Here is a 13,680-nt window from a genome sequence, read left to right as displayed (position 1 = left end):
TCCCACCATTCTCCATTTTTCCTTTGCTCCACCGCCCTCAAAGTCCTATAATTTAATCATAAGAATAGTGACTATTAATAAAATTCATCAATTAAAAGGAAGCGATTTCAACATGTCAAAAGCAACTTTTCTTAAGTATGGTTTTGTTGTCCTCTTCATAGGAATTTTTTTACTTCGTGCCCAAAAAGTTATTTCTGAGCCCCTTTCGTACCTTTTTTCGGGTATTCTTTTGCTTATTGTTGCGTATTTAATACTCGTGAAAAAAATGAACTTTTTCTCAAGTTTGCTCACAGTTACCGACCAGCCTTCTTCTACCCAACAACGATTAGGTCAAATCTCTGGTCTTGTCAGTTTATTGATTGGTTTACTTTTGGTAATTCTTAGCTTCACTTTCTTTCTCCAACCTTGATTCCCCCTTGACTCTCCCTTTACTCTTGGCTATGATTACCTTAGCAAGTACAATGGTGTACTGTGAACAGTCGAGCAACGGCGCTCAAAAAGATTGGCTTTCGTGCATTCTTTTTGAGGGCTTTTTATTTTTAGAAAGTAGGGAAATTGAATGGAAAAAATGTACCGCAGTCCGTATGAAGCGTACCCGTATCTATCTTCTAAACCAGAAGATTTACGATGTGATTTTGAATTAATGACTGATGAATTGGCCTCGATGACAGGTCTTCTACGAGGATATGTGCAACAATTAGACGTCCCTGAACAGCCTGCACTAACAGAAGAACTAGCCAAAATTTGCGAGTTAATCTACCATGTCAATCCAACGACCCGAACAAAATTAACAGTCACAGAGGACGAAATAGCCTGGCTTTTGGAACGTGTCAATGCTATGAATGAACTGACATACGAAGAAAATCGTCCTTTTGTTTTACCGATGGGCACAATCTGTTCCTCTTATGCACACATCTTAAGAGCCAAAGCCAAAGATATTGTTCGTTTACTTTATCGCATGGACTATGGGGGTAAAAAAATTGATCCGCAGCTGTATGATGTAGTCAACTTACTCTCAGGTTACTTTTTCATGTTAGCTTTGTATCTAAATAAGCTCGAAAATGGTGAAGAAGTCCCCTTTGTTTCTCGCAACTATTCTATTTAAAAAGTACACCGATCGCTAACGACGAATTGCTAGCGGTCGGTGTACTTTTATACAGGCAAGTAAGCTTCCCCTTTTGCAAATAGTTTAGCAGTACCACCAATAATGACTCGATTTTCTTTCACTTCACAAGTTAAAAGGCCGCCTCTTGGGGACACTTGATAGGCGGAAAGGGTCGTTTGATTGAGCCGTTTTCCCCAATAAGGAATTAAATTGGCGTGCGCAGAACCACAAACTGGATCTTCGTTAATTCTTAGTTTCGGGAAAAAAGTTCGTGAAACAAAATCCACCGAGTCTCCTGATGCCGTTACAATGACTCCTACTCCTAAATCCAATGCTTTTAATGCAGAAAAATCTGGTGTGATTTTTGCCACTGTCTCTTCGTCTTTTAAGACAAAAAATAAATCGCGGCCCAAATAAGCTTCATAAATTTTCGTGCCTAAAGCGTCTTCATACTCTGGCAAAATTGGAATCCTTTCCGGTAGGATATAAGGAAAATCTAGATAATAGTATTCCTCTTTTTTGGTCACTGCGAGCGGTCCACTTTGACTAGTAAAATGAAGCGTTTCTTCCGCAACGGAATAATAGTTAAATAACACAAAAGCCGTCGCTAATGTAGCATGCCCGCAGAGATCGATTTCTCGTTCCGGCGTAAACCAGCGCAGGGCGTAACTTTGTCCCTCTTTGACTGTAAAAGCAGTCTCTGACAAATTATTTTCAATCGCAATGTTTTGCATCACCGCTTCTGGCAACCATTTTTCCAAAACATAAACAGCGGCGGGATTGCCTTTAAAAACTTCCTCCGCGAAAGCATCGACAATATAATAGGGATAACTCATTTTAATTCTCTCCTTGTATTTTTTGATAAATGTATTCCGCGCAACACAAATCCTCAACTGCTAAGCCAACCGCATCAAAAATCGTGCGGCCTTTCTGCTCCGCCTTTAGTTTAACTTTGCCAGTCACTAATTCGCCGAGAGAACCTACAATTTTTTCAGCTGAAAAGGCACCTTCTGAAATCGGAATTAGAAGATCCCCGCTTTCTTTTAATGCAGCCGCGTACTCATCTACAAACACTTGACTGTTTTTAACAAGGTCGCTTGTTAATTCTCTGGAAGTCGGCGTGAATGTGCCAATCGCATTGATATGGGCATTCGGCAAAACGTCTTTTTCTTCTAAAAATGCGTCCTGACTGGAAGTTAGTGTACAGATAATTTCCGCTTCCTGGACGGCTTCTTGGACAGAAGAACAACCAATAAAGGTACATTCGGGGTAATTGTGCTGTTGCTTAGCGATTAATTTTCGTGCGCGTTCTGCTGTGCGGTCATATATAAAAACCTTTTCAATCGCCCGAACGCTTTGTAGCGCTGCGAGATGAGATGAAGCTTGTTGACCTGCACCAATCAAAGCGATACTTTTTGCCTTTGGAGCTGCTAAATAATCGGTTGCCAAAGCAGAAACAGCTGCCGTGCGAAGCCACGTAATCGCATTGGCGTCCATCATCGCGACTGGTCTTCCAGTAGAACTATCAAACAATAAAATTTGACCAAGATGCGAGGCCAAATTTTTTTGTGGATTTTCTGGAAAAGCTGTAATGATTTTTGCCCCAAAAAAGCGATTTTTTCCTAAGTAAGCAGGCATTAATGCAAAAAGATTCTGATTTTCCCCATCTGGTAAAACCTCTACATGGCGCTCACTTTGCGAAATTTTTCCTTTTTGCAACTCTGCAAAGCAACGTTTCATCACTTGAATTGCTTCGGAAAACGACAATTGTTGAATAACCCTCTCATAAGAAATAATGTCCATCTGAATTCCTCCCTTTGCGCTATCATAAACCAGACAAACAATACACTCAATGCTATAATTGTATGGAATACAATTTTATAGAAAGGAAGTTCCCCTCATGCCGATTAATTCCTATGAGAACTATGCGTTGTCATGGCGCCCTGTTAAAGAACGTTTAACAAGACCTTATTACCAATCATTGGTTCAACAATTAGAAGCGGATATCTTATCTGGTGCACTTCAAAAAAATGTGAAATTGCCTTCGCAAAGAGAATTAGCTGATTACTTGGATCTGAATTTCACGACGATTGGTCAAGCCTATAAACACGCTATGGAAAAAGGCTTACTTTATACCAACATCGGTAGCGGCACTTTCGTTTCTCCCAACGCGTTTCACTCAATTACAATCTCTACCAACCAAGTAGCGGACCATCTAATTGATTTAGGGCTGGTTAGTTCCTTTGATATGTGTAATCAGCGGATTTTACCTTTTATTGAATCCGTTAGTAAAAATGCGGCCCTTAACAGTTTGCTAAATTATCGCGATCCTTTAGGTACGCACTTTCAACGAGCAACCGCTGCCGAATGGCTTCAGACACAAGGCGTTCGGACCAATGCCGAAGAAGTTGCCATTGTATCTGGTGTCCAGAATGGGCTGGCCGTGACGTTAGCCGCCGCTTTTTCTCCAGGTCAGCGGATTGCCGTAGATCGATACACGTATTCAAATTTTATTGAACTCGCCCAGCTTTATCATTTAGAAATCGTCCCGATTGGCTATGATTCCGAGGGGATGGACCCAGAGCATTTACTGCAAGAATGCAAAAAGAAAAAAATACATGGTATTTTCTTAATGCCCGCATGTAATAACCCGATTGGTTTCCAAATGTCTAGCGCCCGCCGAATGACTTTAGCTGAAATCATTCAGCAAGAACACTTATGGGTAATTGAAGATGACATTCATTCTTTTTTAACAACTTATGCACAGCAAGCAGTTTTACCAACGTTTCAAGAACTCTTACCTCAACAAACGATTTACTTAGCGGGGATGACAAAATTTGTCTGTACAGGCTTACGCATTGCATACCTTGTTTTCCCTCCGCTTCTTCGCCAAGAAATAGAGCGTGCGATTTTTAATATTAACGTTAAAACTTCTGGCTTTGATGCTGAAATTGTCACCCAAGTCTTACGCTCACCAGTTGCAGAAGAATTAGTGATAGAAAAATTGGCTTTAACAAAACAAGCCAATGACTTATTTGATACCATTTTTGGGTTAGCTAGACCTAGCAATCCTTTGCCGTACTACCGAACTATTCCCCTTTCTACCGAAAAAACGGCGCCGCAAATTGAACAAGAATTTCTCCAAAATGGGGTACGTCTTTTTCACTCGAGCCGCTTTACTGTGCAAAATCAGCCAGATGCTTTTTTACGAATTTCCTTGGCCTCCAATCAGCTTGAGGTATTGGCGAAAGGATTAACCATTATCCAAGAACTCTTACCGACATTAAACGAAAAGAAAGGACATTCCCTATGAATTCATTGCCAATACTTGAAAAAGCAGTGGGCGCGATCACCCTGCTTTCCGAAGAAAAACAAAATGCCGAATATGAAGGCTTTTTATGTCAAGTTAATGAATCGCAACAACTTATCCGCAGTCGCTTAGCCAAAAAAACGCCGAAAAAAGAAGGCTATTTTGCAGCCTTCTGGGAAAAAAATCAACAAAATCAGAACGAAGCCTTTGATGCAACGGAAGCCCCTGAAATGTTAGCAATTGTCATTGCTGATCAAGAAAAGCAAGGTCTCTTTCTTCTGCCAAAAGAATGTTTAATCCAACAAAAAATTCTCAAAACGCATCAACAAAAAGGCAAAATGGCGGCCCGTTTTTATCCTTCTTGGTGCCAAAATCTTAATCAAACCGCCAAAAAAACACAAAAATGGCAACTAGCTTACTTTACTGATTTATCTAAATACTAAAAACGTCAGCTGGCTTCAGAAGCCAGCTGACGTTTGTTTATTTTACTGTTTAGCCAATTGGTGGCGTACCTTCTGCGTTCCCAGCAATCGCTTCGATTTGAATCTGGGCACCTTTTGGTAAATCCGTCACACCAATCACTCTTCTGGCAGGCGTGCCTTCAGGGAAGTACGTTTGGTAGACGTCATCTACTGCCGCCAGCTCTTCAATCTCTTTCACAAAAATATTCACTTTCACCAGATCAGCTAAGCTGTGATCCACACTTTCAATAATCGCTTTGATGTTTTCTAAACATTGCGTCGTTTGTTCCTTGATTCCGCCAGCGACTAACGCATTTGTTTTAGGGTCCAATGGTAGCTGAGCTGATAGGTGGTTGTAATGAGAAAAAGCAACAGTTTGTGTCGAAAATGGACACTTCGGTGCGTGATCTGTATTATTTGCTTCAATAATTAATCCATGTCGATCTTCAATCGCTTGTGGTGGCGTACCATCCCCATGAGAAACCACCGCTTCTACTTGAACCGCCGCGCCCATTGGTAAATCAGCAACAGCAATCACTGTTCGTGCTGGCATATAATTGACCGTGCGCGCAATTCCTGAATCTGGGAAAAAAGCGGCATATACTTGATTGACAGCTTCCAGCTTAGATAAATCTTTTAAATAAATGTTGATCTTCACAATATCATCAAAAGGCACATCAATACTGGTTAAAATGGCTTTTATGTTTTTCAAACATTGTTTTGTTTGCGTTTTAACACAGCCAGCCACAACTCTGCCCGTTTGAGGATCTATAGGCAATTGTGCAGACAGATTGTTATAGTGAGAAAACGCGACCGTTTGACTGGCTAGAGCATCAATTGGTGCCTGAACAGTCTGATTTGTTAATTTAATTAAATCCCCAGCTTGAGGTGCATTAGGGATAGTTCCTTCCCCATTTGAAACAAGTGCCTCCATTTGAACAGAAGCGCCTAACGGCAAATCTGCGACGGCGACCACTGTTTTAGCTGGATAATAATGGGTAAAAAAGGCCGCATAGACCTCCTCAACTGCGGCAACATCCCGCATATCTTTGACAAAAATGGTCATTCTGACAATGTCACTCATCACATGGTTGATACTTTCAACAACCGCTTGGATATTTTTCAAACATTGTGTCGCTTGGGCCCGAATGCCACCTTCTACCAATTGTCCAGAGGTTGGCTCAATAGGTAACTGTGCCGACAAATGATTATAGTGGGAAAATGCGACTGTTTGGGCTGCGAGAGGATGCTTTGGTGCACGCTCTGTATTTCTTGCTAAGACGATATTTTCATTACTCATAACTCTACTCCCTTTTTTAGCATTCCAACAAAAATGATTCCGCTTACATTTCCAAGCATTAAACTTCCAACAAGATCCTTTTTATTTTCCTGCTTTTCTATTAATGGTGATAGCTTTCCACCACCACTTCTTTCAGTCTACAATAAGAACAGGAACATTTCAATAAGGCATTCCTAAATTGATTGTTGGCCCTCAAACAAATCTTCTTCCGTTAAAGAAGACTGGCACGAATCAAGCTTGATTCGTGCCAGTCTTTATAGATAACTCATTAGCTTTAACTAGTTTTATTTAACCACCATATACTCACGATAATTTTCCGAGAACGTATCCATTAGCGTATAAATTCGTTCAAAATCATAGTCACGACGAGGGTCATCATACCAAACACATTGAATACTTCCAATAATTGGAAGATTCGGGCTACCTGCTGGCACATCTGTAAATGCTTTTTTCGACATATTTGCTAAAGCATCATCATATTGATAAATGCCAGAATCAACATTGCCAGCTACCCAATACCACGCATCATTGGTATTAAAAATTTTGTGTCCTTTTTGAACAAAGTACTCAGGTTTGGCTACGTCATACCCACTCCAACCGGCTGTCCAATAAGAAATAATAATCTCTGGGTCAAATGTACCGAAAGAATCGTCGCTGTTGTAATAAATGCCATCATTGAAGCTCATTGGCTGCATGCCCGCATCTTTAATTATTTTAGCTAAATCATTCGCATAAGCGACAAAATCCTTGTAGCGCCCAGAAGATTGCAGTTTCGCCCAACCGCCTGTGTCGACATCATTTGCATACTCATCGCCACCAAAATTGAAAATTTCACTATGCGCGGAAAAATAAGCCACGTACTTACTGATAATCGCCTTTGTGAAATTCACTGCCTTTTGGTTCCCTAAATCTACTGTTCGTTTTGAGCCATCAAAAGCGGGATTTTTAATCGCTAGTTTTTCCATAGCCACTAACAAGGCATCCATATGTCCTGGACTGTTAATCACGGGAATGATGTTGATGTTGCGCGCTTTCGCAAAAGCCAACAACCGATCCATTTCTTTTTGTGTTAACGCGTTGCCATTAGGATCATTGTAATACGCGTTGTTGCCTCGTTGGATTGCTTTTGAAACCCGGTTGTGGTTGTATTTTTTACCATTCACATTGACCGACATATCATCCAAGATAAACCGTAAGCCATCATTTCCTAAAATTAATTGGACATCTGTGTACCCATTTTGACTGGCTTTGGCCACTAATTCTTCCAGTTGCTCCACGGAAAAATATTTTCTTCCCGCATCAATGGAAAAGACACTTTTTAAAGGTTGTGTTTGTTTCTCTTTTAAATTATCCAAAGCTGTTTGGACCTCCGTTTGCCAAGTAGTCACTTGCGCGGCTGTATACGTTTTTCCCGCAAGTTCTGTTGCGACTGTCTCTTTTGTTGTTTGTAGTGCTTGAATCGTTTCTGGTGTATAGCTTTCTGCCTTTTCAATGGCTGTAACTGCTTGATCTAACGCACGATATAAAGTGGTTAAGTCAATGGCTAACAGGCCTTTTTCTAATTCAGCATCATAGGTGTTTGAAATCCCTTGGCCATAATCGCCACCTAAAATAGCTTTATTCACATCATAAAGCGTTGTTGCTTGTGTCACTGCTTCTGCGGCTTTATTTTGTGCTTCAAGGTCTGTGTTGGCGTAGCTAATTCGTTTTAAATAGTGTTGCGCAGCCGCTTTCATCTCTGCAAGAGAAACGCCTTTACTCTCTGCAATGGCCGTTTTTGTCCAAAGTAAATTAGAAGGTTTTATCTGATTTAAATCGTCTTCATTATAGGTGCGACCATCGCGATCTAAGGCATAGAGGAACATGCCCCCTAAATTATTTTCATAAGAATAACGAGCTACTTTATACATGTTACTTTCCATATACGGCTCTTTTGTGTCATACCAGCGGTTGCGATCTTGCTCTTCTGGGAAAGTTAATCCTGGAACAAATCGTTCCCCATTGAGAACCGGACTTAAATTATTTAATGCTCGTTGCGTGCGTTGGTCATCGCTGCCATACTGTTGATACGCGAGAAAATCGAAACAGTCACTGACATCTTGTAAAGGTGGTAAATATTCTGCATTGGTATCATACAAAAATGGACGATCCGTTCCCGACTTCGGTCCAATGTATTTTGATAATGCACGAATGACACCATTAGATAGAACAATATCTTTTTCACTTGGACGAGTTTCCATGTCAATATCTAACCCATCAATTCCTAAATCATCGACAAATTTGGTTAACAACTCTTTCGCATAAGCATCAAATTCTGCTTCTGTAGGCGTTGTTCCTGCATAAGGAACTTTTAATAGCTCGCTGTAATCAATCCCACGAACTAAACGAACACCTCGTGCATGCAGTGCTGGCGCATACTCATTTTTTAACGTATCATAAAATGGCTGTGCAAGTGCTTCTTGTCCTTTTGGCACATAACTAAAGACATTCACAATGTCAATACCATAAGGAATATCGTGCATCGTTAGCCAATTTTCATCTGGCAATGTTGTATTAACTCCTTGCATCGTTTTGTCACGCCAAGCCCGATAATAAACCATAAAATGTTTCTCTTGGGTCGGCTCATTGGCTTGGCTGACCATTGGTTGATGAAACAGACTAAATAAGATAAATGCCAAGCCAACCAATAACGAAAGACCCAGCCAACTGACAATTGTTTCTCTGTTTTCTCCTTTTCTTGTCGATAAATTGTTCCCCACTTTGAACACCATTCCTTTCTGCACTCCGTTCATTTTTGTGTATCCACCTAAAAAGAAAGCGCATACACAACCATCAATAGAATAACAAAAAATAACGAATTTGCAAAATAGAAACTGGAAAAATGAGGATTTTCTATAAAAATCTTTTCCCGCCTAAAATCACTTTCGTTAGGCGGCGTTTAAATGTAAATTTTGAGACTTGCAAGAAAAACAGGCCTATTTTTCTTGCAAGTCTCCTTTACTTAGTCGTGATCAACATCGGCGATTTTCACAACAATTTTCCCTTGTGCTCGTCCTGTCAGTGAATAATCCACCGCTTCTTGAATTTGGCTAAAAGGAACGACTCGGTCAATTATCGGCTGTAATTTTCCCTGTTCAATGAACTCAGTGAGTAAAGCTAATTGCTCGCCATCTGGACGCATAAACAAAAAATGATAACTAACATCTGTGGCTTGCTCCAATCGATGAATCTTGCGAGTAGCTATTTTAAAGGCCCATTGTTTCCAAAGCGGCAAGCCATACTCTTTAGCAAAACGTTCGTTGGGAATGCCTGACAATGTAACGACTTTTCCCTGAGGTTTAACCACTGAAAAAGCTTTTTCTAAGATTGTCCCCCCCATTGTATCAAACACATAATCGTAGTCGGATAAAACTTCTTCAAAATTTTGTGTCCGATAGTCAATCACTTCATCTGCTCCCAACACTTGAACCCATTCTTTATTTTTACTACTCGTTGTGGTGGCAACGTAAGCGCCCGCTAGTTTTGCTAATTGAATCGCAATGGTCCCAATCCCTCCTGAACCTGCTTGAATCAGGACTTTCTGGCCTGGCTGTACATTCATAATATCATGTAGCGCTTGATAACTTGTCAAACCGACTAACGGAATGGCCGCAGCTTCTTCAAACGTTAAATTTTTCGGCTTCATAGCTACAGCCGCTTGATCCACTGCAATATATTCAGCAAAAGTTCCCACGCGATTTTTGGGTACTCGCCCGTAAACTGCATCGCCCAGCCTAAAATTTTGAACATTTTTTCCAACAGAAACAACAATCCCAGCAAAATCACTGCCTAAAATCAGTGGCATTTGATAATTTAAAAGCATCTTTACTTTGCCATCTTTTGTTTTTAAATCAATCGGGTTGATACTGGCAGCGATAATTTTGACCAAAACATCATTGTCATGAATGGTGGGTAAGGGCACCTCCTCGATTGCTAATTCTTTTTGTCCGTATTTATGAATTAAAGCGGCTTTCATCATTGAATCTTTCCTCTCTTTCTATCCTTTCTATCGGTTTAAAAGTTTAAACCTTTAATCAATTAGTATCTTAACGAAGAATGGGATTCACGTCAAGTTTCAGCCCTCAGCGTATTTCATTGACAAAAAACACGAAAAATGGTTTAATCGTTTAAAAATACGAACCAAAGAGGCGAAAAAATATGAAAGAATTAGAAGAAATTCAAACAGAATTTACTGCGCTTAGTGATTTTTTAATCGCATTGGGTGATGAAAAACGCCAAGCAATTATTATTGCACTGCTAGAAGACCAGGCCTGTGTTGGCCGTCGTGTCACTGAGTTAACAGAGGCGACACAACTCTCACGCCCCGCTGTTTCTCACCACTTAAAAATTTTGAAACAAGCCAAATTAATTGATTGTCGCAGTGAAGGAACTAAAAATTATTACTCACTTTCTCACGATACCACCAAAATTGAGCAACTCCAACAACTATTGACCCACATTACGTCGATTATGCCAGGGAGGAAGCAAGCATGAAAAAAATTCTCGTGGTCCTCACAAACGTCTCCCGTTATCACGGCACCGAAGAACCAACGGGCCTCTGGCTAGGTGAAGCCACGGAGTTCGTGGAAGAAGTAACCAAAGCAGGATTTTCAGTTGACTATGTTAGTCCCCAAGGAGGCTATGTCCCTTTGGATCCCCGGAGTATGAAATATGTAGATTCATCCATTATGGCGGTTTATGAAAGTGCCGATTTTCAAGAACGAGCGCTAGCGCATTCCCTCTCTCTTGAAGAAATTGATCCAGATGAATACGCAGCGATTTACTTTACAGGAGGCCATGGCGTTATGTGGGACTTTCCTGATAATCCTCAGTTGCAAGCAATCACTCGTAGCCTTTACGAACAGGGCAAGTACCTAACTTCTGTTTGTCACGGAATTGCTGGTCTTTTAAATGTCAAAGATGCGTCAGGAAATTATTTGATTGCAGATAAAACCATTACTGGCTTCACTACTGCAGAAGAAATTTTAGCCATGAAAAAAGCAGTTGTTCCTTTCTTAAACGAAACAATTGCCAAAGAACATGGTGCTACTTTTGCGAAAAAGCGTCCCTATAAAGAATTTGCGTATCAAGATGGCCGTATAATCACTGGGCAAAATCCTTTTTCTGTCCGCGCTGTCGCAAGATTGTTAATTCAACAACTATCAAAATGAAACAACAGCGACTACTTTTAGGTAGTCGCTGTTGTTTCATTGCTTCTTCTTTTTTCCGAAAGCCGAAGCCCTAACATAAAAAATTTTTGATTAGCTAAAGAGTAACATCGCGCCAATTAAGATAATTAGGTTAATTAAGCCTAAGACAATCATTGGTTTGGCCATAAATTTTGTCCAAGTGGCATATTGAACTTTGGAAATTTCCAAACCACCCATTACGACACCAGATGTTGGCGTGATCAAATTAATCAAGCCACAACCTGAAGCAAAAATCATAACCATCACTTCTGGACTTAAACCAATGTTTTTAGCTAACGCACCCATTACAGGAATAGAAACGTACGCTAAACCAGAAGTTGAAGGAATTAGGAAAGATAAACCTAAGTATAAAACAAAGGCACCGATGACAAATAAGACTGGGGAGAGTCCTTGTAATAAGCCTGCCGCTTTATCAAGGATAAATGAATCTAAATACGTTTTAGACATCAAAACAGATGCCCCGCGAGCAACTACGATAATTAAAACAACGGATAACATATCTTTGGCACCGTCGATAAATGCTTCAATGGTTTCTTTTTCAGTAAAGCGACCAATCAAGGCAGCAATGATCCCTAAAAGGAAGAACCACATCGCTAAGTCGCCAAAGTACCAGTCACCGAAACTGTTGCCTGTTAAAACAGACGTCCAGCCTTTGAAAATCGTCACTCCAAAGTCGTTCCATGGAATTAAGGAAACAATCATAACGACAAAACAGAAAGCGAATACCATTAAGATTTTTTTATGACGATTCGTAAATGGCATTTCTTTCGACGCTGCTTGTCCATACGTTTTTTCCATATCCTCTTGTTCTTGTAAAGATAAAATTGTTGAACCTTTGTCAGCCTTCACTTTTTTCGCATAACGCATCACAATGAAAATAGAATAGCTGGTAGAGGCCGCCCACAAAATAGCACCGACAATTAAAATAATTCCTGTATTCGGCTGAATGCCAATACCTCGTAACGCATCCATCGCTACCCCTGTGGAGAAAGGGTTAACCGTTGAACCGATAACACCTGATCCTGCACCCAATAGCACAGTCCCCACTGCGACAAACGTATCAAAACCAGCGGCGACCATGGTGGCACTCAATAAACCATAAAAAGGAATTGTTTCTTCTGCCATTCCATAAGTCGACCCACCAATAGAAAATAAAATCATTAAAATCGGAATGATTTTCAATTCGTTCCCTTTTAACTTTTTAACGACTGATTGAATCCCTGCTTCAAGAGCCCCAGTTTGCGTCACAATATTTAAAAAGCCACCGAGTACTAAAATAAAAATATTAATTTCAATGGCATCTTTAAACCCATTGAATGGAGCCATGATAATATCCGATAATTTGGCCCCTACCACGTGGTCAACCATTTTGCCATCAATTTCTCTTGGGGTAAATGGCTGGCCATTTAGCAAGACCGTTACGATACCTAAAACAATTAAAATAATAAATAAAATACTAAAAGACGAAAGCTGTTTTTTGTTTTTCTTCTTTTTTTCTGCCATATCCTTTTATACAGGAACCTACTTTCCTGTATCTCCCTTCTCTATGATTAATTACTCAATCGATCAATAAAGAATGGCGTATCTAGAAAAGTTAAGAATTTATGACTGTAGCTAATACGGTTCATTTGGACTAATTTTTTCATAACACTGCTTGCTGTTTCCCGCGTAGTTCCACTCATTCGTGCAATGTCATTAATGGTAATTGGACAAGTAATTGCAACGCGTTCTCTGTTGTCAATTCGTTCTCCTAAATCATTTAATAACATCGCCAGTGATGTCACAATCCGTTCACATGCATCATTGGTTGTTCCTTTTTGGATTTTGATCATACTTTCTTTTAAAAGGACCGATTGTTCTTGAATCCAATGAATCAATTGCTGGGGATTATTTTGGAGAAAACGCTCAAACAGTTTAACTGGCACAAACACAACCTCAATATCCGTATAGGCAATCGCGGAGTCGTAATGAACCTCATCTTGAAACAGTCCGATTCTCGGAAAAAGAGCCTGCTTTTTCATAAAATGCAGATAGGAAAAATTACCACTGCGATCATTTTTTTCAATTTTAATGACACCTGAAACCAGTAAAATCAAATGATTTCTCGGATCACCTGGATAAAAAAGGACTTGGCCTTTTTTATAGGAGCGAACGAAACTCTCGTTGCGCAATTCTGTTAGTTCTGATTCAGAAAAGTATTGAAAATCTTGATTATTTTTAGTGATTATTTTCTCTATCATCATCTTAATTCTCCT

Annotated in this window: 13 protein-coding genes; 6 read left to right on the top strand and 7 right to left on the bottom strand. The window is 40.0% G+C overall.

From position 1 onward, the window contains the following. Positions 1-67 precede the first annotated feature (67 nt). Positions 68-409 carry a hypothetical protein gene (locus IGM04_RS00545; protein ID WP_179189106.1) on the top strand — a complete coding sequence of 114 codons (342 nt, stop codon included), beginning with the start codon at positions 68-70 and terminating at the stop codon, positions 407-409. Positions 410-559: 150 nt separating this feature from the next. Beyond that, positions 560-1,105 carry an ATP:cob(I)alamin adenosyltransferase gene (locus IGM04_RS00540; RefSeq protein ID WP_002397682.1) on the top strand — a complete coding sequence of 182 codons (546 nt, stop codon included), beginning with the start codon at positions 560-562 and terminating at the stop codon, positions 1,103-1,105. 47 nt (positions 1,106-1,152) lie between these two features. On the opposite strand, the gene IGM04_RS00535 is transcribed toward IGM04_RS00540, so the two are convergent. Both IGM04_RS00535 and IGM04_RS00530 read right to left on the bottom strand, forming a co-directional pair. Next, positions 1,153-1,941 (bottom strand): PhzF family phenazine biosynthesis protein, encoded by a 789-nt coding sequence (locus tag IGM04_RS00535; RefSeq protein WP_010822437.1) that lies wholly within the window; start codon positions 1,939-1,941, stop codon positions 1,153-1,155. Position 1,942: 1 nt separating this feature from the next. Further along, on the bottom strand, positions 1,943-2,908 hold the full coding sequence (locus IGM04_RS00530) for an ornithine cyclodeaminase family protein (protein ID WP_002359267.1): 966 nt from the start codon (positions 2,906-2,908) through the stop codon (positions 1,943-1,945). A gap of 97 nt (positions 2,909-3,005) precedes the next feature. On the opposite strand from IGM04_RS00530, the gene IGM04_RS00525 reads away from it, so the two are divergent. Further along, entirely contained in the window at positions 3,006-4,418 is a 1,413-nt protein-coding gene (locus IGM04_RS00525; RefSeq protein WP_002373794.1) for a PLP-dependent aminotransferase family protein, read from the top strand. After that, entirely contained in the window at positions 4,415-4,858 is a 444-nt protein-coding gene (locus tag IGM04_RS00520; RefSeq protein ID WP_002363485.1) for a MepB family protein, read from the top strand. The genes IGM04_RS00525 and IGM04_RS00520 overlap by 4 nt, the downstream gene beginning before the upstream one ends. Positions 4,859-4,907: 49 nt before the next feature. Here IGM04_RS00520 and IGM04_RS00515 read toward each other — a convergent pair whose 3' ends face one another. The 3 genes from IGM04_RS00515 to IGM04_RS00505 all read right to left on the bottom strand — a co-directional run bounded on the left by IGM04_RS00515 (position 4,908) and on the right by IGM04_RS00505 (position 10,194). Next, entirely contained in the window at positions 4,908-6,176 is a 1,269-nt protein-coding gene (locus IGM04_RS00515; RefSeq protein ID WP_010822435.1) for a RidA family protein, read from the bottom strand. Positions 6,177-6,460: 284 nt separating this feature from the next. Continuing rightward, positions 6,461-8,968: an EndoS/ChiA family endoglycosidase gene (locus IGM04_RS00510; protein WP_010822434.1), complete on the bottom strand. Its 2,508-nt coding sequence runs from the start codon at positions 8,966-8,968 to the stop codon at positions 6,461-6,463. 209 nt (positions 8,969-9,177) lie between these two features. Further along, positions 9,178-10,194 (bottom strand): NADP-dependent oxidoreductase, encoded by a 1,017-nt coding sequence (locus IGM04_RS00505; protein WP_002390350.1) that lies wholly within the window; start codon positions 10,192-10,194, stop codon positions 9,178-9,180. A gap of 179 nt (positions 10,195-10,373) precedes the next feature. Between IGM04_RS00505 and IGM04_RS00500 the strand changes: the two genes are divergently transcribed. Beyond that, positions 10,374-10,709, top strand: coding sequence for an ArsR/SmtB family transcription factor (locus IGM04_RS00500; protein ID WP_002356136.1), 336 nt, complete (start codon positions 10,374-10,376; stop codon positions 10,707-10,709). Further along, a complete protein-coding gene (locus tag IGM04_RS00495; RefSeq protein ID WP_002367611.1) occupies positions 10,706-11,386 on the top strand; it encodes a type 1 glutamine amidotransferase domain-containing protein in 681 nt (226 codons plus the stop codon). The genes IGM04_RS00500 and IGM04_RS00495 overlap by 4 nt, the downstream gene beginning before the upstream one ends. A 90-nt stretch (positions 11,387-11,476) precedes the next feature. Here IGM04_RS00495 and IGM04_RS00490 read toward each other — a convergent pair whose 3' ends face one another. Together IGM04_RS00490 and IGM04_RS00485 are read right to left on the bottom strand one after the other, a co-directional pair. Next, entirely contained in the window at positions 11,477-12,928 is a 1,452-nt protein-coding gene (locus tag IGM04_RS00490) for a YfcC family protein (RefSeq protein WP_002383451.1), read from the bottom strand. Between the two features lie 47 nt (positions 12,929-12,975). Next, on the bottom strand, positions 12,976-13,668 hold the full coding sequence (locus IGM04_RS00485) for a Crp/Fnr family transcriptional regulator (RefSeq protein WP_002356133.1): 693 nt from the start codon (positions 13,666-13,668) through the stop codon (positions 12,976-12,978). Between the last annotated feature and the right edge of the window lie 12 nt (positions 13,669-13,680).

Source organism: Enterococcus sp. DIV2385, assembly GCF_051711925.1.
GTDB lineage: Bacteria > Bacillota > Bacilli > Lactobacillales > Enterococcaceae > Enterococcus > Enterococcus faecalis.
Note: the sequence above shows the minus strand (reverse complement) of the source record. Positions and strands in the feature narration are given on the sequence as shown.

Bases quoted from the DNA above. Each gene is read 5' to 3' on its own strand.
- IGM04_RS00540 (WP_002397682.1), top strand. From the start codon at position 560: ATGGAAAAAATGTACCGCAGTCCGTATGAAGCGTACCCGTATCTATCT.
- IGM04_RS00535 (WP_010822437.1), bottom strand. From the start codon at position 1,941: ATGAGTTATCCCTATTATATTGTCGATGCTTTCGCGGAGGAAGTTTTT.
- IGM04_RS00530 (WP_002359267.1), bottom strand. From the start codon at position 2,908: ATGGACATTATTTCTTATGAGAGGGTTATTCAACAATTGTCGTTTTCC.
- IGM04_RS00525 (WP_002373794.1), top strand. From the start codon at position 3,006: ATGCCGATTAATTCCTATGAGAACTATGCGTTGTCATGGCGCCCTGTT.
- IGM04_RS00520 (WP_002363485.1), top strand. From the start codon at position 4,415: ATGAATTCATTGCCAATACTTGAAAAAGCAGTGGGCGCGATCACCCTG.
- IGM04_RS00515 (WP_010822435.1), bottom strand. From the start codon at position 6,176: ATGAGTAATGAAAATATCGTCTTAGCAAGAAATACAGAGCGTGCACCA.
- IGM04_RS00510 (WP_010822434.1), bottom strand. From the start codon at position 8,968: ATGAACGGAGTGCAGAAAGGAATGGTGTTCAAAGTGGGGAACAATTTA.
- IGM04_RS00505 (WP_002390350.1), bottom strand. From the start codon at position 10,194: ATGATGAAAGCCGCTTTAATTCATAAATACGGACAAAAAGAATTAGCA.
- IGM04_RS00500 (WP_002356136.1), top strand. From the start codon at position 10,374: ATGAAAGAATTAGAAGAAATTCAAACAGAATTTACTGCGCTTAGTGAT.
- IGM04_RS00495 (WP_002367611.1), top strand. From the start codon at position 10,706: ATGAAAAAAATTCTCGTGGTCCTCACAAACGTCTCCCGTTATCACGGC.
- IGM04_RS00490 (WP_002383451.1), bottom strand. From the start codon at position 12,928: ATGGCAGAAAAAAAGAAGAAAAACAAAAAACAGCTTTCGTCTTTTAGT.
- IGM04_RS00485 (WP_002356133.1), bottom strand. From the start codon at position 13,668: ATGATGATAGAGAAAATAATCACTAAAAATAATCAAGATTTTCAATAC.